Source organism: Pedobacter psychrodurus (assembly GCF_004331735.1).
Classification (GTDB): domain Bacteria; phylum Bacteroidota; class Bacteroidia; order Sphingobacteriales; family Sphingobacteriaceae; genus Pedobacter; species Pedobacter psychrodurus.
Map to the genome: position 1 here is coordinate 1 of NZ_SJSO01000016.1, position 25,350 is coordinate 25,350.

General features: G+C 39.4%; 25 protein-coding genes. 4 read left to right on the forward strand and 21 right to left on the reverse strand.

Annotated features, from left to right (window positions below):
• Window positions 1-205, reverse strand: a 205-nt coding sequence (locus tag EZ456_RS17325; RefSeq protein WP_131527395.1) for a transposase, incomplete at its 3' end; no start/stop codon positions are given.
• A gap of 482 nt (window positions 206-687) precedes the next feature.
• Complete coding sequence (locus EZ456_RS17335) at window positions 688-921, reverse strand: SDR family oxidoreductase (protein ID WP_225876562.1); 234 nt, start codon at window positions 919-921, stop codon at window positions 688-690.
• 291 nt (window positions 922-1,212) lie between these two features.
• Here EZ456_RS17335 and EZ456_RS17340 point away from each other — a divergent pair, with 291 nt between their 5' ends.
• A complete protein-coding gene (locus tag EZ456_RS17340) occupies window positions 1,213-2,262 on the forward strand; it encodes a serine hydrolase domain-containing protein (RefSeq protein WP_131532289.1) in 1,050 nt (349 codons plus the stop codon).
• 183 nt (window positions 2,263-2,445) lie between these two features.
• A complete protein-coding gene (locus tag EZ456_RS17345) occupies window positions 2,446-3,951 on the forward strand; it encodes a serine hydrolase (RefSeq protein ID WP_131532291.1) in 1,506 nt (501 codons plus the stop codon).
• A gap of 141 nt (window positions 3,952-4,092) precedes the next feature.
• Here EZ456_RS17345 and EZ456_RS17350 read toward each other — a convergent pair whose 3' ends face one another.
• From EZ456_RS17350 to EZ456_RS17395, 10 genes are all read right to left on the reverse strand, one after another.
• Entirely contained in the window at window positions 4,093-4,794 is a 702-nt protein-coding gene (locus tag EZ456_RS17350) for a sulfite exporter TauE/SafE family protein (RefSeq protein WP_131532293.1), read from the reverse strand.
• Window positions 4,791-5,219 (reverse strand): FixH family protein, encoded by a 429-nt coding sequence (locus tag EZ456_RS17355; RefSeq protein ID WP_131532295.1) that lies wholly within the window; start codon window positions 5,217-5,219, stop codon window positions 4,791-4,793. The genes EZ456_RS17350 and EZ456_RS17355 overlap by 4 nt, the downstream gene beginning before the upstream one ends.
• 117 nt (window positions 5,220-5,336) lie before the next feature.
• Window positions 5,337-6,716 (reverse strand): cytochrome c oxidase accessory protein CcoG, encoded by a 1,380-nt coding sequence (ccoG, locus tag EZ456_RS17360; RefSeq protein WP_131532298.1) that lies wholly within the window; start codon window positions 6,714-6,716, stop codon window positions 5,337-5,339.
• Complete coding sequence (locus EZ456_RS17365) at window positions 6,700-7,668, reverse strand: cbb3-type cytochrome c oxidase N-terminal domain-containing protein (protein ID WP_225876563.1); 969 nt, start codon at window positions 7,666-7,668, stop codon at window positions 6,700-6,702. Before EZ456_RS17365 ends, ccoG begins: the two co-directional genes overlap by 17 nt.
• On the reverse strand, window positions 7,655-7,837 hold the full coding sequence (locus EZ456_RS17370; protein WP_131532301.1) for a hypothetical protein: 183 nt from the start codon (window positions 7,835-7,837) through the stop codon (window positions 7,655-7,657). The genes EZ456_RS17365 and EZ456_RS17370 overlap by 14 nt, the downstream gene beginning before the upstream one ends.
• A gap of 2 nt (window positions 7,838-7,839) precedes the next feature.
• Entirely contained in the window at window positions 7,840-9,981 is a 2,142-nt protein-coding gene (gene ccoN, locus EZ456_RS17375) for a cytochrome-c oxidase, cbb3-type subunit I (protein WP_131532303.1), read from the reverse strand.
• 72 nt (window positions 9,982-10,053) lie between these two features.
• Window positions 10,054-10,233, reverse strand: coding sequence for a cbb3-type cytochrome oxidase assembly protein CcoS (gene ccoS, locus EZ456_RS17380; protein WP_131532305.1), 180 nt, complete (start codon window positions 10,231-10,233; stop codon window positions 10,054-10,056).
• Window positions 10,230-12,614 (reverse strand): heavy metal translocating P-type ATPase, encoded by a 2,385-nt coding sequence (locus EZ456_RS17385; RefSeq protein ID WP_131532308.1) that lies wholly within the window; start codon window positions 12,612-12,614, stop codon window positions 10,230-10,232. The genes ccoS and EZ456_RS17385 overlap by 4 nt, the downstream gene beginning before the upstream one ends.
• A gap of 11 nt (window positions 12,615-12,625) precedes the next feature.
• Window positions 12,626-13,972 (reverse strand): oxygen-independent coproporphyrinogen III oxidase, encoded by a 1,347-nt coding sequence (hemN, locus tag EZ456_RS17390; RefSeq protein WP_131532310.1) that lies wholly within the window; start codon window positions 13,970-13,972, stop codon window positions 12,626-12,628.
• A complete protein-coding gene (locus EZ456_RS17395) occupies window positions 13,972-14,400 on the reverse strand; it encodes a Rossmann-fold NAD(P)-binding domain-containing protein (protein ID WP_131532312.1) in 429 nt (142 codons plus the stop codon). Before EZ456_RS17395 ends, hemN begins: the two co-directional genes overlap by 1 nt.
• A 365-nt stretch (window positions 14,401-14,765) precedes the next feature.
• Between EZ456_RS17395 and EZ456_RS25145 the strand changes: the two genes are divergently transcribed.
• Window positions 14,766-14,942: a hypothetical protein gene (locus EZ456_RS25145; RefSeq protein ID WP_165501357.1), complete on the forward strand. Its 177-nt coding sequence runs from the start codon at window positions 14,766-14,768 to the stop codon at window positions 14,940-14,942.
• A gap of 355 nt (window positions 14,943-15,297) precedes the next feature.
• Here the strand turns inward: EZ456_RS25145 and EZ456_RS17400 are convergent, their stop codons facing one another.
• The 6 genes from EZ456_RS17400 to EZ456_RS17425 form a co-directional block, all read right to left on the reverse strand.
• Entirely contained in the window at window positions 15,298-16,329 is a 1,032-nt protein-coding gene (locus tag EZ456_RS17400; RefSeq protein ID WP_131532314.1) for a response regulator, read from the reverse strand.
• A 24-nt stretch (window positions 16,330-16,353) separates the two neighbouring features.
• Window positions 16,354-17,544: a PAS domain-containing sensor histidine kinase gene (locus EZ456_RS17405; RefSeq protein ID WP_131532316.1), complete on the reverse strand. Its 1,191-nt coding sequence runs from the start codon at window positions 17,542-17,544 to the stop codon at window positions 16,354-16,356.
• A gap of 56 nt (window positions 17,545-17,600) precedes the next feature.
• Window positions 17,601-19,382, reverse strand: a complete 1,782-nt coding sequence (locus EZ456_RS17410; protein WP_131532318.1) for a hypothetical protein — start codon at window positions 19,380-19,382, stop codon at window positions 17,601-17,603.
• A gap of 171 nt (window positions 19,383-19,553) precedes the next feature.
• Entirely contained in the window at window positions 19,554-20,009 is a 456-nt protein-coding gene (locus tag EZ456_RS17415; protein WP_131532320.1) for a pyridoxamine 5'-phosphate oxidase family protein, read from the reverse strand.
• 32 nt (window positions 20,010-20,041) lie between these two features.
• On the reverse strand, window positions 20,042-21,076 hold the full coding sequence (gene adhP / locus EZ456_RS17420) for an alcohol dehydrogenase AdhP (protein WP_131532321.1): 1,035 nt from the start codon (window positions 21,074-21,076) through the stop codon (window positions 20,042-20,044).
• A gap of 51 nt (window positions 21,077-21,127) precedes the next feature.
• Window positions 21,128-22,003, reverse strand: coding sequence for a universal stress protein (locus EZ456_RS17425; protein WP_131532322.1), 876 nt, complete (start codon window positions 22,001-22,003; stop codon window positions 21,128-21,130).
• Between the two features lie 226 nt (window positions 22,004-22,229).
• Between EZ456_RS17425 and EZ456_RS17430 the strand changes: the two genes are divergently transcribed.
• Window positions 22,230-22,595: a helix-turn-helix domain-containing protein gene (locus EZ456_RS17430; RefSeq protein WP_131532323.1), complete on the forward strand. Its 366-nt coding sequence runs from the start codon at window positions 22,230-22,232 to the stop codon at window positions 22,593-22,595.
• Window positions 22,596-22,626: 31 nt separating this feature from the next.
• Here EZ456_RS17430 and EZ456_RS17435 read toward each other — a convergent pair whose 3' ends face one another.
• The 3 genes from EZ456_RS17435 to EZ456_RS17445 are packed head-to-tail and all read right to left on the reverse strand — an operon-like array spanning window position 22,627 to window position 25,224.
• Complete coding sequence (locus tag EZ456_RS17435) at window positions 22,627-23,214, reverse strand: YceI family protein (protein ID WP_131532324.1); 588 nt, start codon at window positions 23,212-23,214, stop codon at window positions 22,627-22,629.
• A gap of 52 nt (window positions 23,215-23,266) precedes the next feature.
• Window positions 23,267-24,583 (reverse strand): hypothetical protein, encoded by a 1,317-nt coding sequence (locus EZ456_RS17440; RefSeq protein WP_131532326.1) that lies wholly within the window; start codon window positions 24,581-24,583, stop codon window positions 23,267-23,269.
• A gap of 23 nt (window positions 24,584-24,606) precedes the next feature.
• A complete protein-coding gene (locus EZ456_RS17445) occupies window positions 24,607-25,224 on the reverse strand; it encodes a YceI family protein (protein WP_131532328.1) in 618 nt (205 codons plus the stop codon).
• Window positions 25,225-25,350: the final 126 nt, after the last annotated feature.

The following is a 25,350-nucleotide window of genomic DNA, read 5'->3' on the forward strand; positions in this document are numbered from 1 at the left end:
TTTTTTTTAAACGTGCATTTTCCTCCTCTAATGCCTTGAGCTTTGATAACTCTTTCACTTCCATTCCTCCATACCTTTGGCGCCATTTGTAAAAGGCTGCTGTGCTAATTCCTAACTCTCTGCAGAGATCGTGCACATTTTTGCCATTCTCATGTTCTTTGATTGCTTTTACAATCTGGGATTCCGTAAACTTAATTCTTTTCATATTGCCAATTAAAATTAATAGTTTTTCTAATAGCCTCGCTACGCTCGGTCTAGAATTATACTTTTAACTGGTCTGAATTTGGGGAAGTGCACAGACAGAACCTCTTTTTATGTCTACGATATAGACGGAACTGCTCAAAGATACGAGTATAGGCAATTAGACATTAATTCCGGACTTACGTATGAGCATCTGTTGGGAAAGTATTTCGTTATATCAGCGAAGGCAGGCATGAAGTATAGTCCGTCTGGAAGGCTGTTTAAAAAAGAAGACTCCTTTGCATCACCTGTACTTGAAATCAGTCCTGATCCAACATTCTTCTTCAATGTTGGAATATCTTTTAATCCTTTTACAGTGCTGTCAAGAAAGAAATAATCCTTCAAAAAAATTGTTGTGTGGACCGTTAATATTACCCCACACAACATTTTTTTTAGATAATACTGAGCTCTCTTTCCTTCCAGTGACGCCGATAAATAACAGCACTGTTAACGGGATTTTAGCAATCCGCCATCTATGGGAATATCGGCACCGGTAATGTATGCTGCCAAATCGGAAGCCAAAAATGCAACCAGATGACCATATTCCTCGGGTTTACCAAATCTTTTCATGGGAATGGCATTAGCCCTTTGTTCGTAAAGCTCATCAGTGAACACGCCCTTTGCAGTTGCTTGGTCCGCAATGAGTTTTTCAATTCTTCGGGTATCGAAGTTTCCTGTCAAAATATCATTAAATCATCCAGAAAACCTTGCGTAAATTTTCCCAACACAGGAACATATAATTTCGACGTATTTGATGATCGGAGCAGTCGGTGTACCCCTGTTTTAGACCTCTAAAATTGATATTTTTTTTTGAAAAGCTTAGTACAAGGTGGACATCTCGGCAAGGATGACCGCGAGTCGCTTTCACTGAAATACACACAATAAGCACTTAATCTAAGTTATTTAAATCAAGTATATATTTGTAGTTTCGCAGGCCTAGTAACGGTGTTAGATCAGGTAAATAAAGATAACATGAAGTCAATATTAATAGCTTTCTTATTACTGCTTTCCATAAATCTATTTTCTCAGGAAATTGATAAAGACAAAATAGATCATTATATAACCTATATCGAAAACAATAATGGAGGAATTGGAAGTTTATCCATTTATAGAAACGGAAAAGAAGTTTATACTAGAAATTTTGGACAAGAAAAGTTGATTAACACAGATTATAATAAAGATACTAAATATCAGATTGCCTCAGTGACTAAAATGGTCACCGCAATTTTAATTTTAAAGCTAGTTGAAAAGGGCGAACTAAAATTAGATGATAAGTTGTCTGATTTTTATCCAGAAATACCAAATTCAAAGAAAATAATAATTAAAAATCTCCTGGAGCACACAAGTGGATTAGGGAATTTTGCTGTCAGAAATGGAGCCATCTGGGTAACCGAGAAAGTTTCTGAGAAAGAAATATTTGAGGAGATAAGGAAACAAGGTGTAAGTTTTGAGCCTAATGAAAAGGTTGCCTATTCAAATTCAGCATACATATTATTAAGAATGATAATTGAAAAAAAATATAAAAAAGAATACCATAAAGTTGTCATACAAGAGATAGTGAAGCCACTAAATCTCAAGAATTTTGCTTCAATAAAATCAAATCCCACAAATACATTTAAATCATATAAATTCGCAGAAAACTGGAATGCAATCAAAGATATCGAATACTCAAACGTTATAGGTGTCGGAGATATAGCAAGTACAACAGAAGATTTAAACATTGTCATAAATAGTTTGTTTCAGTATAAAATTCTAAAAAAAGAAACTTTAGAATCGATGAAACCCACTATAGGAAAAGAAGACTGGGGAAGAGGCTTGGCGTTATTTGCGTACGGAGATAATTTGTTCTTCGGTCACAGTGGAGATGTGCTTGGTTCTCATTCACGCCTTATCTATAACCCGAAAGATAACATATCCCTTTCATATTCAACAAACGGTGAAAGAGTTCCCACTAATATTTTTGTAGAGAATTTGGTGAGTATTATTTACAATAAGGAATTCAAATTACCAGAGATCAAATAACAACAATAAATCTCGATCATATTACGCTAACTAGGCAAAATGAAGCATTCAGCGCAAATTTATTGGCAATTTATCAGTGTTAATCTTCATGTATAGTTTAAAAAAGTTTCACCATTTTCATCCACATACTCCAGCTATATTCCTTTTACAAGGTTTACAGAAACACATTAAAAATATTTCAAAATGAAAAAATCATGTTTAGCAATACTATTCCTCTTATCAACCAATATTTTTGCTCAAAAACCAAGTCATAAGTTTGACTTATTTGAAAACAGTGTATTTCATTGGGATAAATCTAAAAACAAAAAATGGACATTGAAGGAAAGAATGAATTTGTATGGTGTTAATGCTGTAAGTATAGCAGTTGTTAAAGATTACAAAATTGAATGGACAAAGGCATATGGGTTTGCAGATGTTGATGAGAAAAAAATGGCAACACCTGAAATTTTATTTCAAGCCGGCTCAATCAGCAAATCAATCAATAGTCTAGGTATTTTAAAGCTTGTTGAAGAAGGGAAACTTGCATTGTATGATGATATAAACAATTATTTAAAAACCTGGAAATTCCCATATGATGATATTTCAAATGGTAAAAAAATCTCTATCGCAGATTTATTAAGTCATAAAGCTGGATTATCAGTACACGGTTTTTACGGTTATGAAATTGGTCGAGAATTACCATCCACTATACAAATTCTTGATGGATTACAGCCTGCTAATTCAAAGGCTGTTCGGTCGGAGTTTGAACCTGGCTTAAATTTCGAGTATTCGGGCGGAGGAACAACAATTACTCAATTAATTATTGAAAATACCAGCGGCCAAACATATGAAGATTATATGTCGAGAAATATATTGGTTCCACTGGGAATGAGTCATAGTTCTTTTAACCAACCACCAATACAACAGCAAATAGCCAATTTTGCAACTGGCTATAATAATGGCAAAGAAGTGATTGGTAAATATCATATTTATCCTGAAAAAGCAGCAGCTGGATTATGGACAAATCCAACAGACATAGCAAAATATATAATAGAAACACAATTATCACTATCCGAAAAATCAAATAAAATACTTTCAAAAGAAATGTCTTTAAAAAGATTAGAGAATAGTTTTGGCGTTTTCTTAGATGATTATAATGGCGTGAAATATTTCAGACATAGTGGTGGAAGTGATGGTTTTGTTTGTAATTATGTCGCAAGCTTAAATAATGGAGATGGTATTATCGTTATGACAAATGGCATGAGCATGAGGCTTATAGATGAAATCGTTAATAGCATTGCGAGCATCAATAATTGGAAAAACTACCCTCTAATACCTCAAAAAGAGTCTATCGCTTTAGCAATAAGAAAAGAATGTGAAAAAAATATTGATCAGGGCATTGAATTATATAAAAACCTTAAAAAAGATAAGAACACTGAATATAATTTTTTAGATGAAAGCGAACTAAATACGCTTGCATATGAATTTTTAAGAGATGAAAAAATTGAATCTGCCATCAAATTATTTAATATAAATGTAAATGCGTTTCCAAATTCACCAAATGTTTACGATAGTCGAGCTGAAGCATATTTCAATAAAAAAGATTATTTTTTATCAAAAAGCGATTATTTAAAAGTGCTGGAGTTAGATTCAGCAAATCTGAATGCAAAAAATATGCTGTTGAAAATAGAAAAATTATTAAAAAACTAATGCTGTAAACTTCACCTGCATATCTGAGAGGTTGTTTAAACATTTGTAAAGATTTAACTTCGCGAATAATAAGGTCATCGAAGCGACCTAACTCCATGCCATCTACTAGTTAGACGGCTCAGTTTTTTATTGGAGATATTTTTATCTACAATCTATTGCTTGACCATAACCAATTGTTTTTTTAGGGGATAAAAAAGGGATCCCAAGATCCGCGGACCTCAGTATGATGATCACTCCCATGAAAAACATAAACCACGGGATAAACCTATTTGTATTGAAATGAATATATTTTTTAAGAAATATTCCGCCCAATGAAACCATCATCATAAGCGGGGCCGTACCCAGCCCAAAAAGAAACATAAAAATACCCCCAGATTTAGCATCACCCGTATTTAGTGCTGTTGCCAATGCCAGATAAACCATACCACAAGGAATTAACCCATTGAGCATACCAGCAAACAGGCCCCAAAACGGAAGATTGAAAATCTTCCCCATAAGTTTACTTACAGGATTTAACAATTTAAGCTGAATTTTTGAAAATCCGCTGTTATAGCTTTTGCTAAACTGTAGCAGGGTGAATAAAATCAACAAAATACCAATAAATATGCTCAGTGTTTTTTGATTGCTAAAAACTGTAATACTATTGCCTAATACACCAACAATAAACCCCAAAATGGTATAGACTAATATTCTTCCAAACTGATAAAGAAAAAGTTGAAATCCGCTCTGAAAGAAACTACTTTTTTGAAAGGGCATCCCAAGCATAATCGGTCCGCACATTACGGCGCAATGCAGGCTCCCGAAAAGGCCCATCAAAAATGCCAATGGTAAAAAATCCATCATAGGGTGATGTTATTTTTAAACAGATAATCTTTACCTGAAGAGCGCCATTGAAGGTTTAAAAACCACATACCCCTGGGCATTTTAGTTTTATCTACCAGAATAAGATTGGAAGTCCCTGAGGTGTTTCCCTTTAGTTTAACATCATCGTCACTATTAACAGGCCGCATTAAAATGAGGCTGTAAGTAGCACTATCTTTAATTTCGATAATAATCTGAGTTTTTGTAATGGTAATTTTAGGACTGGCATTATCGTCTATAACGTTCACTTTGGCATTGTATTCTGCATTATAATTGATTCCCTTTTCGTAATAATTTTCTTCGATCAGGGCATCCCTGCCATGCACATGAAACATATAAACCACCATACACACAATAAACAGCATAAAAGTAATCATGCCCAACACTATTTTTGTTCCCCAGTTCATATCTCTTTTTTTAATTTTGAATAATTGAGTTTCGAATGAGTGACTGTTTACAGGCAAATATCAAATCGATCTTTCAACCATTCTCTCATCCAACCATTCTCTCATTCGATCCTTCTCTCATTCAATTCCTTCCGGTTGCGCGAAAAAACTTGTAGTTGCCGTACTTAAAACTTCGCCATTTACAACGATTTCGAAAATCGCATCGGTTTTATATTTTTTTATAGATTTATTCTTCCTGATTAAAAAAAACGTGAGATGTGCCGACCCCTCTTTTGGCAAAACATCTGCTTTTTGGATAAAATTAATTTCGTCTCCCTTATCCTTCGATCTGAAAGTAAATTTTACGGTCTTATTGGTTTTGTTTATTAGTTCTGCATTATACAAATTACTTGTTCTGTCTGCTCCCCTGCTCTGGTATAAGGTGCCACTCGCTCTTAATACGGTGGTTTCAATATCTTCTCTTTTATAAATCAACGAAGAAAAAACCATCAGTACCACAAATAAAACTGCAGCATAGCCGTAAGATTTTAGGCCAATTTTATAAGGTTTACGTTCGTTAATAAAATCCTGATTAAAAAAACCAATCAGATTTTTGGGTTTGTTTATTTTAAGCATCACCTCGTTGCACGAATCGATACAAGCGGTACAGTTTACACATTCGAGCTGCGTACCTTCGCGGATATCGATACCAGTGGGGCAAACCTGTACGCAAAGCCCACAATCAACACAATCTCCCGCGTTTAAAGCCACTTCCTGTTTCTGAATACGACCACGGGGTTCGCCCCTGGTAAAATCATAAGCAACAACCAAACTCTGATTGTCTAACAGCACGCCTTGCAGCCTTCCGTACGGACAGATTACCGTACACACTACTTCGCGTACATAGGTAAATACCCCATAAAAGATTAAGGTAAAAAGCCAGATGGATATAAAGCCCGAAATATGGACTGAGACGGGCTCCGTTATAATTTTAAGGAGTACATCTGAGCTGATCATGTAAGCCAAAAAGGTATTCGCAATGGCAAAAGAAATCACCAGGAAAATGAAATGTTTGCTTCCTTTTTTGGCTATTTTCTCAGCGTTCCAAGCGCCTTCGTCTAATTTTTTTTGTTTATTGGCATCTCCCTCGATCCAATATTCGATCCTGCGAAAAACCATTTCCATGAAAATCGTCTGCGGACAGGCCCATCCGCACCATAGCCTGCCCAACACTACTGTAAAGCACACAATAAACATGATAAAAATGAGCATCGCGAGCGCAAACAGGTAAAAATCCTGCGGGGTAAAAATCAATCCAAAGAATACAAATTTTCTTTCTATAAAATTGAGGAGTACCAGCTGCTCATCGTTAAGTTTTAAAAATGGACAGGAAAACAAAAATAATAGCAACACATAACTTACCCATTTCCGATAGGTATATAACTTGCCCGATGGCTTTTTAGGGTAGATAAAATTTCTGCCCCTGCCTTTATTTTCGCTTTTATTTTTTGGTAACATTGGCCTGGCTCACACTGTCTGCTGGTGATTTCATCTCATTATCTTTTAAATCTTTCACTTCGTATTGTTCACCCTGTGGTGCTTTGGCACCTGCAGGATTTGTTCCTTTTAACGACAGAATAAAATTGGTAACAGCACTGATTTGTTTTGGGTTTAAGTTTTTCTCCCAACTAATCATTCCCTTTGCAGGAACGCCATATTTAATCGTTTTGAATACATTGTTTACACCGCCACCATGCAACCAATACTCATCGGTTAAATTTGGCCCGATGATGCCCTGGCCTTTATCCCCATGGCAGACCACACAGTTTGTATTATAAATAGTTTTACCATCTTCTAGCACCGTTGGTGTATTATCAAACTTTACCGAATTCTCATCAATAGTATTGGCCGATTTTTCGAGATAGGCTGCTTTTTCTATCTTCGCTTTTGCCATTTCATTTTCGTATTCTTTGTCCTGCAGGTCTCCATACCCACCAATGTGGTAATAAAAAAGATAACCAGCCGCGAAAATCATGGTACCGAAAAAGAGGAAGTTGAACCATGCCGGAACAGGATTGTTCAGCTCATTAATGCCATCGTAAGCATGATCGATTACCAGATCCTTTTCTTCTTCAATGGGCCTCAAGCTTAAAAGTTTGATCCAGATTGAAGGTTTAACTGGTTGTTGTTTTAACCAGGTATCGTAATCCAAAACCGGTTCTTTTACAGGCTTAACATATGGTGTAGGGTTTAACTGTTCGTTATACATTACCTTGAATGCATTTAACAGGGTTACTGAAACAAAAAGCAGCACAATAGCAAAAACCAAGAGGATTATAATCAGTATTTCCGATTGGTTTAGTCCTAACCCGGCTTTAGCAGGTGTTACGGCCTCTGTGGCTTTCTCATCCGCAGCAAATGCTGTAATTGATAAAAACAGCGACAATAACAATAGTTTAATCTTCTTCATGTACATTAGGTTGATTGTCTTGAATGGGAAGCTGGCTCATTACCTCGATATGTTTTTTGTCTAGTTTGAGCAGGTAAACACCCACGATTACAAAAAACACCATGAATATGAGCAGTGAGGTGATGAGGTATAATTCGCCACCGGCTAAATCTTTTATCTGATTAAACATATTTATTGATTTGAAGGAATGCTTTCTTTATTTGCTTTTATATCGGTACCCAAACGTTGCAGATAAGCAATAATGGCTACTATTTCCCTGTCGCTTTTAACCTGAATGTTGTTCTGTTTTAGGTCGAATGCAGTTTTTTCGGCCTGAACTTTTAAATCATCGTTAGCACGTTTATCATAACCATCGGGATAAGGAACGCCCAGTGTTTGCATAGCCCTGATCTTGCTGGCTGTGGTTGTAATATCCAATTTCTGCTCCATTAGCCATGGGTATGGAGGCATAATGCTTCCGGGCGACATTGACGTAGGATCAACTAAGTGATTGTAATGCCAGGCATCGGAATATTTGCCACCTATGCGGTGAAGGTCTGGGCCTGTTCGTTTACTTCCCCATAAAAACGGGTGATCGTAAACAAACTCTCCGGCTTTGCTATATTCGCCATATCGCTCTGTTTCTGAACGGAAAGGCCGCACCGTTTGCGAATGGCAGTTTACACAGCCTTCTCTGATGTACAGATCTCTCCCCTGAAGTTCGAGCGCTGAGTAAGGCTTAACACTTGCAATGGTGGGGATATTAGATTGAATAGTAAAAGTGGGCATCATTTCTACCATACCTCCGATAAGGATGATGATAAGTGATAACACCATAAATTTCATTGGTTTGCGTTCTAAAACCCTGTGCCAGGCTTTATCAGCTGAAGAAGTTTCGGTAATAATTTTGCTTAGTGGCATGGCTTCTGCCGGTTCGTTGGCAAGCAATTTAGCCCCTAACATGGTTTTGGCCAGGTTATAAGTCATGGCAATAACCCCTATTAAATACAGTGCCCCACCTATTGAACGTAAAACATGCATCGGAATAATTTGCAGGGTGGTGGCTAAGAAATTCGGATACTTTAATAAACCTTCTGGTGTAAACTCCTTCCACATCAGCCCTTGGGTAAAGCCTGCCCAATACATCGGCACGGCATAAAAAAGTATGCCCAAAGTACCTATCCAGAAATGGAAACCGGCCAGCTTTTTAGAATATAATTCTGTTCTGTAAATACGGGGGATTAACCAGTACAGCACACCGAAGGTTAAAAAGCCGTTCCAGCCCAAAGCACCAACGTGCACATGGGCAACAATCCAGTCGGTAAAGTGGGCTACACCGTTAATCTGTTTTAAGGATAATAACGGACCTTCGAAAGTGGCCATGCCATAAGCGGTAAGGGCAACCACCATAAATTTCAGCGTTACATCTTCTCTTACCTTATCCCAGGCACCACGCAAGGTTAACAAACCGTTAATCATACCGCCCCAGCTTGGGGCAATTAGCATAATAGAAAAAGCAACGCCTAATGATTGTGCCCAACCGGGTAGCGAAGTATAAAGTAAATGGTGAGGACCTGCCCATATGTAAATAAAAATGAGGGACCAAAAATGCAGGATACTCAATTTGTAAGAATATACCGGCCTGCCAGCCATTTTGGGCAGAAAGTAATACATCATGCCCAGGTAGGGTGTGGTTAGAAAAAACGCCACTGCGTTATGCCCGTACCACCATTGTACCAGCGCATCCTGTACGCCGGCATACACATAATAGCTTTTCATGAAAGAAATGGGCAGCTCAAAAGAGTTTACAATATGCAACACCGCTATAGTAACAAATGTGGCAATGTAAAACCAGATGGCCACATATAAATGGCGTTCTCTTCTTTTAAAAATGGTACCGAACATGTTTATACCAAAAACTACCCATATGATGGTAATGGCAATATCAATAGGCCATTCGAGTTCGGCATATTCATGCGAAGTGGTAAAGCCAAGCGGAAGCGTGATTACAGCCGACAATATGATCAGCTGCCAGCCCCAAAAGTGGATTTTGCTCAGCACATCGCTAAACATCCTTGCTTTTAATAAACGCTGGAGGGAATAATAGACACCCATAAATATCGCATTGCCTACAAAGGCGAAAATTACGGCATTGGTGTGCAGCGGCCTGATCCGACCAAATGTAGTGTACTGACTGCCCATGTTCATTGCGGGTTGGAAGAGTTGCATAGCCACAAGCAAGCCAACAGTCATCCCGATTATTCCCCAAACCAAGGTGGCAATACCAAAGTTCCTGACAATCTTGTTATCGTAAGTAAATTTTTCTAACTGCATAATAGAAACAGAATTTTGTATGTTTTGTAGGCCAAAGGTAGCCGGCAGTGGGCGGATAAAGGATGATAACGGTTAGCTGGAAAAGTGATCTTCTTCACTTTTTTCGGCTACAACCTCATCATCGAAGAGCATACGGATACCTGGGGTATGTACATCATCGTTCTGACCGGTTTTATAGGCCCAGAAAAACGCTCCCAAAAAAATGAGCGCCATTAAAATACTGCAACCAACCAAAAAGTAAAGGATATTCATATCAGTTTATTTTTATGGGCAAACCACCGGGTTGCCAATGTTGTAAAGGAAATAATGGTAACCGTACTAATGGGCATCAGCACTGCGGCAACCAAGGGATAAAGTGTGCCCTGTACGGCAAAGTAAATACCAATACAATTATACGCAATGGCTATAGCGAAGCTTGTTTTAATGATCTTTAACCCGTCTTTACTTAACTGGATAAAATCTGGCAGAAAATTTAAGGCATTGCCTTTCAGAATGGCATCACAGCCTGGCGTAAAATTGTTGATGTTATCTGTTAATGCGATTCCAAAATCGCTTTGCTTTAAGGCCCCTGCATCGTTTAAACCATCGCCGAGCATCATTACTTTATTTCCTTGCTTTTGAAGCTGCAGAACAGCATCCAGTTTTTGGTGCGGGCTCTGGCGGAACCTGATCGTTGTTTTTTTCGTAAAAATGGTATCCAACATCAAACGGTCTTTATCGGTATCGCCAGATAAAACCAGCAATTTGAATTTCGAAAGTTTTAAGATCAACTGCACCAATCCTGACCGCCACTGCTGCTTGATGTCAAAACATCCTTTATAAACATGGTCAATTACAATATGTACTCCTGTTTCGCTAGTAGCCTTTACTGCGATCGGCAACATGGATAAATGTCCTGCATAAATGCTGTGGTTGTTTATTATAGCAGTCAAACCTTTTCCTACCACCTCTTTATAATCACGGAGTGAATAAAACCGATCAACATTTAAGGCTTTTAAGATATGCCTGCTTAGCGGATGGATAGAATTTCGCAACAATGACGCCATGATAATCTTTTCATCGTCGGTTATAACTCCGCTAAAACCGATCTCCGCATTTTCATTGCTGGTTAAGGTACCTGTTTTATCGAAAATCAGGGTATCGCATTTGGCGAGCTGTTCAACCGCATCTGTATTTTTCACATAAAACCCTTTCTTATCAAAAACCGATAAAATTGCCGATAAGGTAAATGGGGTACTTAAAGCCAGTACGCATGGACAGGCTACAATAATTACCGCTGTAAATGCCGACCATGCTTTGTGGCTATCGTTTTGGAGCAACCAATAAGCTGTAGCAGCAAATGCAATCAGGAAGACACCCAGGCTAAAGTATTTGGCTACGGTATCGTTAAAGTTCTGTTTTTCGGTATTGTTTTTATAATTATCGTTGTTCCATAAACCGGTTAAATAACTCTGTGAAACAGGTTTAATCACCTCAAGTTCTATGGCTTCAGTAGTTTGCCTGCCACCTGCATAAATAATCTCGCCCAAAACTTTGTGTACGGGTTCCGATTCGCCGGTAACAAAACTCATGTCCATCCAGGCCTCACCTTTCATTAAAATCGCATCTGCAGGAACCAATTCTCCATTTCTGATCCACAGCCGGTCGCCGATCTTGATTTCATTTATGGATACTGGCTTTTCTTTACCGTTTTGTAGTGTAGTTACTGCAATTGGAAAGTAAGATCGATAATCGCGATCAAAAGAAATGTGATGATAGGTGCGCTGTTTAAGCCATTTGCCCATTAAAAGCAAAAACACCAACCCGGTTAATGTATCGGCAAAACCTGGCCCTGTACTGAAAATGATTTCGAAAGCTGTGCGTAGGAAAAGTACCGCAATAATCAATGCTAAAGGGGTATCCAGGTTAATGTACCTGTGTTTAAGGCTTGTTATTGCTGAGGTAAAATAATCGCTGCCACAATAAAAAGCTGCAGGAATGGCAAATGCAAGGTTTAGCCAACCAAACAGCGACTGAAACTGCTTTTCAAAACCAGAAAGACCAAAATATTCGGGAAAGCTAAAGAGCATGACGTTGCCCATTAAAAATCCGGCAACGGCTATTTTTAATACCAATGTTTTATCTACCGAACCGCTGTGTTCCTTTACTACATCCTGAAGACTGATCAAAGGCTCGTAACCAATCTGGTTTAAAGTTTCTACCATTTGCCTTAACGAAATTTCGTTGTGATTGAAGCTTATGGTAACCTGTTTTTTAAGAAAATCGATCCGCGAGCTGAATATGGCAGGATTGATTTTATAAAGGTGCTCTAATAACCAGATGCATGAACTGCAGTGAATGGCCGGGATATAAAAGGTAATAATGCTCGAACTTTCATGTTTATAATCGAGTAGTTGATCAATAATTTTAGATTCGTCGAGATATTCTAAATGATGCTCATTTTTAAACTGCTGGCCTGGGGCATTGTTGTACACATAATAATTGCAAAGATTGTTCTCTGAAAGGATCTTGAAAACAGCCATACACCCGGCACAACAAAAATCTTTATCCGCTATCTGATATTTTACCTTGGGCAAATCTTCTCCACAGTGGTAACAGACAGCTTTTATTGCAGTTTTATTTTGATGTTCCATTTAAACTATGCTTAAATTGATGAACTGAATAATTGGGTTTCGGGCTGTTTAAGCCATAGTTTTTCATCGAATGCCATACAGACATTCCTGAGGAAAGATTTTCCTTTTGTGGTAATCTTAATTTCTTTTTCAGTTACCCATATCAACTTATCTTGCAATAAGGGTAACAGCCTACAATATACAGGTTCAGGAATTCCTTCATTATAAATCGTATTTTCCCTGCACATGATGTTGAGGATATGCTTTCTCACCTCAAGGTCCTTATCCGTAAGGAAATGACCCTTTTCTACGGGCAATATTCCCTGCTCAATTTTATCCAGATAAGCTTCTACCGTTTTGGGGTTCTGCGCAAAAGCCGTCCAACTATCACTTATGGAAGAAACCCCCAACCCGATAAGCAAATGGGTATGCTGATTGGTGTAGCCCATAAAATTGCGATGAAGTTTCTGTTCAGTCATCGCCTTAAACAACGAATCGCTTTTCAGTGCAAAATGATCCATCCCTATATCCTTATATCCTGCTGCATCAAGCAAGAGTCTCCCCAATTGGTAGAGCGCAAATTTTTCGTCGCCCAGGGGAAGATCTTTTTCCGTGTAATGTCTTTGCCCTGGTTTTAGCCAGGGCACATGTGCATAACTGTAAAAAGCAATGCGGTCTGGCTTCATGTAAATTACCTCCTTTAAAGTCTTTGCCAAACCCGAAATGCTTTGTCCCGGAAGACCATAAATCAGATCGAAATTAACAGAGGTGTAACCAATTTCCCTTGCTTTTGCGGTAACCAGTGCAACCTGTTCAGGAGTCTGAAACCGGTTAATTAAAAACTGAACCTTAGGATCAAAATCCTGGATACCCAGACTTAATCTTTTAAAGCCGAGTTTGAACAAGGTATCGAGGTGTTCGGTAGTGGTATTTGCCGGATGTGCTTCGAAAGAAAATTCTGCATCTGGAGTCAAGGTCGTATTTTGAATAATTTCGTTGATCAGTAATCCTAGGTTTTCTGGGCTAAAAAAAGTAGGTGTTCCTCCACCCAGGTGCAGTTCTTTTACTTTGGGCTTCTCCCTCAAAACTTCTACATACATTTTCCATTCTGCAAGTACAGCGTTTATATATGGTACCTCTACGTTATGGTTTTTGGTAATACGGGTATTACAACCGCAATAAGTGCACAGGCTTTCGCAAAATGGAAGGTGGATATATAAACTAATCCCTTCATCTTTATGGCTTGTATAGGTATTGGCTACGTTGGCTAACCAACCATTTGCATTGAAACTTTCATTATCCCAGTAGGGAACAGTTGGATAACTGGTATACCTTGGGGCCGCAACATTATATTTTTTAAGCAATGCAGAAGTTTCCATTATTTGAGCGTTTTAAGGGTAGAACATTCGTTCTGGCAGCAGCATGCCTTACCTACACATTTTCCGGCAGCCCATTGATCGAGGTTTTTGATTACTTGTTCCATGCGAAGGTTAGCTTCTGCGTTGCCAGAGGCTAAAGGAACATTTGCTACCTTTATGCCGGCCGAACCTGCGGCTTTTAAATCCAGATGATCGGTTTCGGATGATGAGGTGGCGATGTATTTTATGCCCAATGCTTTTAGGTCTACAATCATGGCTTCACTCAGCTCATCGTTATTAAAAACCAATAATGCCTCTTTTCCTGCTGCAAATGAAAGTGTATCGGCGGTTAAGCTGTTGGCAATTATGGTAATGTCATGTTTTTTATAATTGGCCAATACCAACCATTCCTTTTCATCAGGTTTGATGTTGTAAGCTATAGCTTTCATATACAGAGTTTATGTATACAAAACTATGGTAGAAGTGTGCGGCAACAGGTGAGAATGCTTAGAGAAAAAAATGATTTTTGTTACATTTCTCAGTTTGGCGTTTAGCGTTGGGCGTTTGGGGTCGGTTAACCGATTTAAACAATTTGAGTTTGGAGCTTGGGGCTCGGAGCATAGCGTTGATTAACCGATTTAACAATTTACTGATGAATCACCCATGGTAATAATCACGAACTATTGACTAATTTTTATAATATGATCATCATTCCCACGCAGGTGGGAATCCTAATGCACCGTTCAAATTTAATGCAGGTAAGGTCCTCAAAACGAGTTACCATTGACGTTATTTTGTAATTACTTATCAATGAATGATTTGCGGAAGTATGCATTTTCACCCAGCTAAGCCACAGCACCGTATCTCCGTTCTGCCAGAATCCGGCCTAACAAATTTTTCGGGCTTTACAGACCCTGCCACTCCACTGACTTCGAAAGAAAACGGCGAAGCCCTCATGAATGCAGCTGAAAACTACAATACAAATGAATAAATTTTCAGCCGGTGGTTTTTGTTTTTTCACATGACTTTATATTTTCAACTGTGTTCAAGCTAGCTTTGCTGGTCTTTTTGGCATCAAAAAGAAAGAGCCTTCGGCGGCGGCGAGCCGAGGCAAGATTGTGCAGAGGGCAAAAAACAATCAATTGAATACGTCAATCATATTGATTTTTATGAAATAAATTAACCCTCAGGATGACGACCGACGCAAGTTTAAGGCAAGGGAGAATAACGACCGACGGTGAGACCAATGATCAACTAATGACCAGATTAAGTTTGGAGCTTGGCGTTTGGAGTCAGATAACCGATTTAAACAATTAACCGATTAACCCCATATGCAATGAACCAAATTACTGTTTGATATTTCGTAGTCTTTCTAAGGAGAGAATATTAATGGCATTGCCAGTTTTATCGATCAGCTTTTCATCTTTAAAATCGGCCAGCATTCTGCTTACCGTTTCGCTTGCCGTACCCACTAATGCAGCAAGATCATCTCTGGATATCCGGATGGTACAATTGTCAGCAATACCATCACCAAATTTAGTGGCAACCTGTAACAGTGCTTCTGCCACACGTTTTCTTACTGAGGAATAGGCGAGTTGAAGCATCTGTTTTCCTTTATCGCGTACATTTCCAGACAATAAACCGATAAAAGTTTTTGAAACCGCCTGGTGATTGAGCAGGTATTCCATAAAATCTGCCTTAGGGATCTGGATAATGTCGGATTCTATTAAGGTAGCTGCATTGTCTGTGTATATTTCGCCATTGCATAAACTTTCATATCCAAAAAAATCACCATCACGATACAAGCTCGACGAAAGTTCCCTACCGTCCTTAAAACGTTTGTAGGTTTTTACCTGGCCCTTAACTACATAATAAAGATGGGTTGGTTCATCTCCTTCCACATAAATAATCTGTTTGTTGGCAATTGGCCTTGGTTTACCCTTTTTACGAAGTTCGTCCATCACCGTTTCGCTATTGCCAGTGCCTGAATTAAAGTTGGCTGATTGTTCTTTTTTCTTAAACCTGCTTTCTATGGCCTTAAAAAGTTCGATGTCATCAAATGGTTTGGTGAGGTAATCATCTGCACCCATTTCCATACCTTTTCGCATATCTGCCCGCTCGGTTTTTGCGGTAATGAAAATAAAAGGGATGTTGGCCGTTTTCTGGTTTTTGTTCAATAGGTACAGTACTCCATAACCATCCAGTTCCGGCATCATGATATCGCAAAGGATCACATCTGGCAAATGGTTCAAGGCCATTTCAACACCTAACTTACCATGTTTAGCCGTAAAAGTTTCATAACCGGCCAAATCGAGCACCTCGGCCGTGCTTTCCCTGATATCATCATTGTCTTCAATAATTAAAACTTTCTTGTTCATGGCAATGAGTATTAGGCTGTAAAATTATTTAATGAAGGTAAAGGTGAGCGTAAAAACCGTTCCTGAATTTTGTTCGCTCTGGCAGCCTACAGTGCCATTCATCAGGCCTACATATCTTTTAACAATGTTCAGGCCTAAGCCTGTGCCAGGGATATCGCCGGTATTATGTGCCCTGAAAAAAGGTTCAAACAGGTTGTGCAAATCGACTTTTGGAATGCCTATACCATTGTCTTTCACCTCTAAGATCAGCTCGTCATCTTTTAAAATGGAATTGAACTGGATCAAAGTATCTGCACCAGAATATTTTATAGAATTGGAAATCAGATTGATCACACAATTTTTCAACAGGTTCGGATCGAGGTAAACCTCGGCGGTTGTACCCGTATGTTCGTAAATAATGTGCTGGTTCTCTTTGGTCATCATCTGCATTTCTTCTGCTATTTCTTCAGCAAAGCTGATGATGTTAAAAGGTTGTGCCGACGCCTCAACTTTTCCTGCTTCGAGTTTTTCCAATGAAAGGAAATCGTTTAAGATCGTAGTGAGGTTATTAATCGAATTTTTGATTTTCAGCGTATGTTTTTCTACACTGGCCACATCCTGTTTGCTTGTATATTTATCTATTAAAGAAGCCGATAACTGAATGGAGCTCAGCGGTGTTCTAAACTCATGCGAAGCCATGGAAACAAACCTCGTTTTAAGTTGGTTTAGCTCCTTTTCCTTTTGAAAAAGTGCCTGCATATTTTCTTTGGCCATCTCTAGTTCTGAGACGAGTTTAACCAGATCGTGTGTGCGTTCCTTGATCTTAACCTCTAATTTCTCGGTGTAACTTCTGATCTGCTCTTCATTGGCTTTTTCTTTACTCAGATCGTGGATAAAACCGGTATAAATTTTACGGTCGCTAAATTTGATTTCGCTAACGCCTAATCTGAATGGAAAAACCGAACCATCTTTGCGTTTTCCAGAAACTTCACGTCCCGTTCCGATGATGTGCTTCTCGCCGGTATGTTCATATCGGGACAAGTATCCATCGTGGCGGGAATGATCAGGCTCCGGCATCAAAACTGATACATTTTTGCCTACCAGTTCTTCCCTGCCATAACCAAAAAGCTCAAGCGCAGCAGGGTTTAAATGTTCTATAGTCCCCCTATCATCAATGGTTATAATCCCATCAATGGCATTTTCAATAATTGCATCTAAAAATTTCGATCTATCCATGTAACACATCAGTATGTCCCTGTAAATATAGAAAAGTTATTACCGATCTTTTTTCCTTATTCAACAATCAATCCTTCTAGTTTGTCTTTCGACTTTGCCAGCTGTTCATATAATTCCTTTAACTCGCCCGATGCCTGATCGGCAACCTCGTTGAATAGTTTTTTATAATAGTTAATCCCTTCGGCCAGTTGCAGTTTGAATCCGTTTAACTGCTTTCTTTTTTTATCGCTGAAATTTTGAAGCTGCTTTTTGATATCTTCCTGAAGATAATCGATATAAAGATTGAGCTCTTTGATGAATACATGTGGCCGTTCTACCTGCGTTAACAGGTTAATTTTTCCGTAAATATGGCCAACCATTTCATCAAGTGAGTATACATCAGAAAAATAGGCGAGGTTTGGCCCCGGACAAATGGCTACTGCTGTATTTTCTTTTGGTTTAGCGATATTGTATTTCAAATAAGTGGAAGCACATAAACCTTCGCAAAGGCAAACTTTTTCGGTTACCAGGTTAAATTGTTTTTGGTATTCATCTGCCGATAATCCGGCTGTTTTTAGGCTTTTGATCTTTAAGTGCTGATACTCGCGTGATGCCGTACAGATGGCCTGCAGGGTAAATTCTGTATTGTTGCAGAGGTATTTTTTGGTACATGGGCTTCCCGGCCGCCCCTTTTCAATCCGCTCGCTACGTTGGAGGTCTATTGTACTGTTTTTAAAGTTATTAAACTGGATACCCAGCGGAGAAGCTCCACTTAAATAAAAGTCATTTTCTGTTGAGCTCGCCAATTGCGCCAGCGTCCCGGCATCTACATTCGTTACTTCGGGTACCAACAGGAAAGGGCTTCCCCATCCTGTGGCATCAAGATTGTAATATTGAAGGAGGAAATCGTGTTCTGCTGCAGTACCTATTCCACCCTGAACACTGATCCGTAGTTTAGGCTGTTTTTCTGTTTGGATCCCCTTTTGCGCCAAAGCAGATTGGTACATTTTAAAAAGCTCAATGAGCATGTCGCTTTTTTTGAGCTTAAATTCTTCTAAAATTGGCCCCAATAAATAACCTTCTGTTGCAAAAGCATGGCCACCACAATTGAGTCCCGATTCTATCCTGAATTCTGAAACCCACAAGCCCTTTTTTGCCAAAAATTTAGCCTGTATCAGTGCCGACCTAAAATCGCTTACTTTTAAGATGATTTTCTTTTTCAGCTTGCCATTTTCATCTGGGAAAAAGTCTTCAAAATTTTCCATATAGCTGTATAATTTCGGGTTCATGCCAGCAGATAACACGACTGAAGCGTTCAGTTTACTTTCGGCAAAACCGCGTAGTGCGGTTAATGCATCGGTATTGGTATCGCCCGAATATTCGCCATCTACATAATTCATTTTATCTACCTTGGCCATGATATTCACATCAATAGCCCCCATCCGCATCGCATTTTTTAAAAGTGACTGGAAGGTCTGCTTGGTTTCACCTTCAGGATATTCCAACATCAGTTCGTAACCATGTTTTAATTTAGAAGTATCAGGCAGTAGCTCAAAATAGCGGCAGATATCGTTTCCAGCAGTAAAATCCTGCTGTTTTAAGGCTTTAAAATCGTTGGTGATGGTTTCTGACAGAAAGTTGAGGTAGGCGGTGATGCGTTTACTTCGGCTGCCCGTTTCATCTTTTGAAATCGCTTCGAAATGAATCGAGCGGCTTTTTGAATGATAAGCACGCATGCGTTCGATCAGTTCGTCATCAACAATAGAGAGCACGGAGGAAATACCGTACCTGGCAACTTTTAATGGGGTATCAATAGAATAGCCTAAGCCCAGTACGGGAATATGGAATGAATGTGGCATGGTATTTCGTTATATAGGTTTGGCCTTTCACAACAAAAAGCCAATAATTTCGGCAGCAAAACTATTATAGTTGAACTGATCTGGTGATGATGCCTGTCAAAGCAAAAAATGAGTTGGATCATTTTTTAGTGGATCATGATATGCGATTTGAGTGATTGAAGGTTTATTCCGTTAATCACTACTATCGTTAACCTCAAACCTACCCGTTTTAAGGTGCATTATAATTTTAAATACGATCATTCCCTCCTCATAAGGATCTGTTTTTCCTGTGCCATGTGATGGTTGCGCTGAGGGGGTATTGGTTAAAGGCATCATCCGGTGAATAATCCCCTGAAGTACCCTTTGTTTTTCTGCGGCATCGATGATTTCTTCAAATTTGCCCCAGCACACCACACTCTTCCAGTTAAAGGTGTCGCGGATCTGATCGGTTTGAAAGCATACCTGAGGATTACTTTTCATCATCCTGATTTTTTGCCCTGGAGCAGAATGAGCGTAAACCGTGCCGCTATTGTACACGTAATTGATGGGTACAATGTAACTTACCCCATGGGCATGGCAAGCCAAACGGCCAATATATTGTTCTTTAAGGAGTTTTTCGATCTCCTCTTCTTTTAATATTCCTAACATCTTCTTATCGTTAAATATTGATTAATAAACACCTAATCACCAGAGATATTCAGAACAATCCGTCCCTCAATCTCACCTTTTTTCATTTGATCGAACACATTATTGATGTCTTCGAGTTTTGCTTCTTTAACCTGTGCCCTTACCTTTCCATCTACTGCAAATTCGATGGCTTCCTGCATGTCTTTTCTTGTGCCTACAATAGAACCTCTAATGGTTATCCTGTTCAACACGGTATCGAATATGGGCAGATCAAAACTGCCGGGAGGTAGTCCGTTTAGGGATAAAGCACCTTTTCTTCGCAATGCCGAAAGCCCTTGGCTAAATGCAACAGGTGTTACTGCAGTTACCAGTACGCCGTGCATACCACCGGTTTGTTTTTTAAGAAATTCACCAGGATCATGTTCAAGCGCATTAACAACAATGTCTGCACCGAGTTTTCTGGCCATCTCCAATTTATCGTTTGAAATATCAATTGCAGCGACCTGAAAGCCCATGGCTTTTGCATATTGAACGCCAAGGTGGCCAAGTCCACCGATGCCCGATATGGCTACCCATTCGCCTGCTTTAACCTCAGTTTCTTTTAAGCCTTTATAAACGGTAACGCCAGCACAGATAATCGGTGCCATTTCTGCAAAATTTACGTGCGAAGGGAAATGGGCAACGTATCTGGAATCGGCAATTACATATTCGGCGAAACCTCCATCAACACTATAGCCTCCATTTTGCTGCTCGTAGCATAAGGTTTCCCAGCCTGTTAAACAAAATTCGCAACAGCCACAAGCACTGTACAACCAAGGCACACCAACTACATCACCTTCTTTAACACTTTTAACATCATGCCCCATTGCGGCTACCAAGCCTATGGCCTCGTGGCCGGGTACCAATGGCATTTTTGATTTTACCGGCCAATCTCCATTACAGGCATGCAAATCAGTATGGCATACCCCGCATGAAATTACCTTAACCAAAATCTCATATTGATTGAGTGGTCTAACCGGAAGTTCTTCTATGGCCAGCGGCCCTCCATACTCATGGATAACCGCGGCTTTCATTGTTTTAGGATACATATATTCTGTTTAAAAATAGATTGTAGCATTTTATTTAATGATCGGCTAGTTTTACATTGGGATATTGTGTTCGGGCGGTAAAACCAAAAGCGGGATCTGAATATGATCAGACATGTTTAGGGTATAGCTGCCTTTAAGCAGGCGATGAAAAAAACTGTGTTTTCGGTGCACCATTGCCAGAATATAGATCTGTCCGTTTTCAACGATCCAATCTAACCCGTCCTTAATTCGCTCACTGTTTACATGTCTATGGTAGATATTTCTATAGTTCACCCTATCGGCAACCCGGTTTAAAAATTCTTCGGTTTCTTGTTTGTGAAGGGTCGCGTCTGATTTTGAATCACCGGTATGTGTAATGAGTATATCGGCATTAAAGGGTTTTGCAAATTCGGCAAGTGCACATAAAACCGAAATATCGCTATGGCTAAAATCTGTGGCAAAAGCGATTTTTTTAGGTTTCTTAAACCGATATCCCGCAGGAATAAGCAAAACAGGTATTTCCTGTTCGATGATTTTTCTGGCAACACTGCCCATAAGTGTTTTGGTTAATTTATCTGCACGGTTTAGTCCGGCCACAACGAGGTTCATTTTACACTCAGCAAAATATTTACTAATCTCTTGTTCAACCTCGCCACGAACAGACCGCCCAAACACTTCTGCTTTAAAACCAAACTCATGATGAGCCTTTTTATATTTTTCTTCAACTTTTTCAACCAGTTTGTCCAAGGCTTTTTTAGCATCAGCTTCTATAAGCTTATATTCTTCAAGCGGCCATACCAGAGATGCGGCAGCCGGAGAAAATTCAGGGACCTGAAAAACATTTAACAGTTCTACTCTGGCACCAATACCGTAGGCCAGATCAGTTGCATAATCAGCTGCGTTCTCTGCCGTTGCAGAGAAATCAACAGGTACCAGGATTTTTTTCATATTGTGCGCTGTTTAATTAAGCATAAAGTTTGTAAAAACCCGATGTTAAAAATATGAGCAGCATCAGTTATTAAAATGATCGTCATCCAGCGCATCACTAATAAGGCAAATCTTTCCACCAACTATAAGAAAGAGATATTTAGACTAATTATCATTACCACAAAAAAGATCGAATTCATCATCCTTTCTGTAATTTCAGTGTTTTAAAATTATCCCATTATACAAGATGAGTGTGCATATAGGCTTAATGATCTGGAAGGAAATGAAGCAGAAAGATATCTCTGTTTCAGACATTGCTGCCACCCTTGAGATCAGCAAAACAAAGGCACAGGAAATGCTGAATACCGCAACTATCGATATCCTTACTTTAGTCCGTGTCAGTGAAATCCTGAACTACAATTTTTTCAGCTATTACGAAAGTGGAAAGGTTTTTTCTAAGATCGGGTTACAGGAAAAAAACCGCCTAACCGCAGAAGTTGACCGGTTGAAGGCTTTGCTCGCAGAAAAGAACAAAGCCCTGGAACTTCAGGAGAGGTTAAACAAGATTCAGCTCAGCACGATTTCGCTATTGGAAAAAGGACAGTTTAGGTAAAATGTAGCCCAAATTCGTTAACACATCTGAATCACCCTACCCGTTCCATTTTCAAAAAGAAGATCACAACCAATTGATCTTTTGCCTGTATGAGCATGCCTATTTTTTTTGGAGGGATCAGATGAAAATCCGAAAAATTGACGGTCTGTTGCCCGGTCAGTTCTATTAAGCCCCGTTTAACATTTATCTGATAACAGATTTCGAATTTTCTCAATACACCTGATAGCATGATCTCGACATCACCCTTAACAAAACTACGCTGATCTGCTGAAGGGATTTCTTTCAAAGACAGGAATCTGATCCTTAGGACTGGAAATCTGTTCTCCTTTAGTGTGCTTAGTAGTTGTTTAGTCATCATTGTACTGCTACAATCAAAATCCTTTACCTCCAGGTTTAAGGTTCCAGAAAGCACCATATGATCTGTTTTATCCCTCGAAATCAGCACCGTATCGCTTTTTGGATAACGTAAGATTGCACAGGAAAACCTGTTTATATTGGTAGTTCCGTTAACGGTGAGCATACTGTTTTCGCTCACTACCCACCTGGAGGTACTTTTGGCTTTATCCACAGGCCTCAAGCTGGCCAACAGAAAAACAAGGATGCTTATCAGTAGTTTCATGATGATTTTTTTAAAGGCAGGAACAAATTGTACCCGCCTAGAGGTCTACTGGCTAAAACCCTACAACGGCCTGGATCACATAACCTTTGAATTTTCCCCCACTGCGAAAATCAGCTGTCGGGAAATCTTTATATTTCTGGTTCACATACTCGCCCTTTAACAATATATTTTTGGTCATAAACCATCCCGCAGCAAAAGCAAAACGGTCTATTTTTACATCTCCGGTATAGGTTATTGCAGGGGTGGTTCCGGCAACTGCTACATTAGCCATAGCAGCGGTAACCGTGTTATATTTTACACCAACAAAGAAGTTTTCTGACTTCCCGAACCTGTAAACGCCATCGATTGCCACCTGCTCAGCTCCCCTACTGTTAGTCTCTGCTTTTGATCTGCCCTTTGCATTTTCATAAGTAGCAAAGAGTTCAACTCCCTGTAGTTTTATAAATGCATTTAACTGAAAGGCATTCACTTTTTTGGTAAAACCAGGGTTAAATCGTCCGGAGAAGGCATTGGTGGTATTTACTGCGCCAACTTTTTCCAGTACCATAAAATAATTTGACCCGGTACGGTCGCCGCCATATAACGTTTGTCCGCCAGAACTGTTATTGCTGTAATAAGAGGCGGCCAAACGCACCCTCAAATCGCTGTTCAGTTGTTTATCAAAGCCGCCCTTTACGTAAACGGCTGGTGATTTGTGCACATTTGCATCCTGAGGAGTGGCGATCAAACTATCGATGTTACCTTTAATCATTCCGTTGGAAATACCGATTAAACCAAATAGCGCATTTTTTCTCACTAAAACCTCTCCACCTATCTCAGTTGTAAACCCATCCATGATGTAATTTTCAATAAAAGGATTGTAGATCGTCTGTCCACCATCAGACCTGCGGAAATGCTGATCGCCATAGTTGATTTCCATATGCCCGATCTTGATGGTTGTTACCGACATTATATCTTCCCACAATTTACCCTTGAAGGGGAGCTTATCAAACTGGATATATCCGCCCTTTACCCAGGTTTCGTTATGGTGGCGGGAAGAAAGGTAGCTGGTGAGGTTAAGTCTGATCCCATCTGAGAGTTGTACATCCATGAACAGATTGGCATTGGCAGTGTTGAAGCCAGGGGTTATTTTATATAGAATGCCCGATGTATTTTCATGTTTCAGTCCTTGGAAAGACTGGGTAAACCCTGCACCAAACTGAACCTTTATTTTATCGAACACGGCATTGCTATCTTTAGGCGCCTCAAAAACATTGATACCGGATTTATCATAGGGTCTCAAATTGGAAACCTGGGCTTGTGTTTCAAAGCTATACAAACTTGTAATTGCTACCGCAAGGACTGAAACTAGTGTAAATTTATTTTTCATGATCTTCTGTTTATTGATGGGCATTATTTTGCCGATGAAGCTTTAGCATAGTCGAGCTCGAATTGTACAACCAGGTTATTGCCTACTTTCATGGCACCAAGCATAAAACTTGGCGGTTCAATACCATAGTCGGTAAGCATTAATTTTTCGCTGCCGTGACAACTGATGGAACCGTCTGCATTTACCAAAGCCATTACCTTCATCGAAAGGCTCTGTGTTTTACCGGCAATGGTCAGAATTCCTGTTGTTTGGATCGAATACCTGTTTGCCTGTACCATGGTAACTGTTGCAAAAGTGAGCTGATAGCTTATTTTAGGAAACTCAGTTGCACGAATCGTTTTATAGGTACGGTCGTCCATAGAAGATTTCCCGCTTTTGAGACTCTTTGCCACTACGCTAAATTTCAGCGTTGTTACGTCCGTCATTTCACCCCGGGCATTAAAGTTAAACGCACCTGTGCTTTCAAATTGTTTGGATGTCATTGACCAATCGTGAACGTTAGATGTGCCCATTACTTTCATTGAACCGCTCCCTGTTTTAGAAAGCTGATAGGTCGTTTGCCCAACTGTTATCAGCGGCGAGAGCATAAATAATAGGATGATAGGTCTGATTTTTTTCTGGAATATGTTAAATGTTTTCATGGCAGGGTTTATTGGATTAAACTGTTCGTCAAACCTACCCTGTTTTGCGGCAAATCTTATGATGAGAACCAGATGAAAAACTGATCGTCATCACTTTTTAAATACTACAATAACCTAAAAATCAAC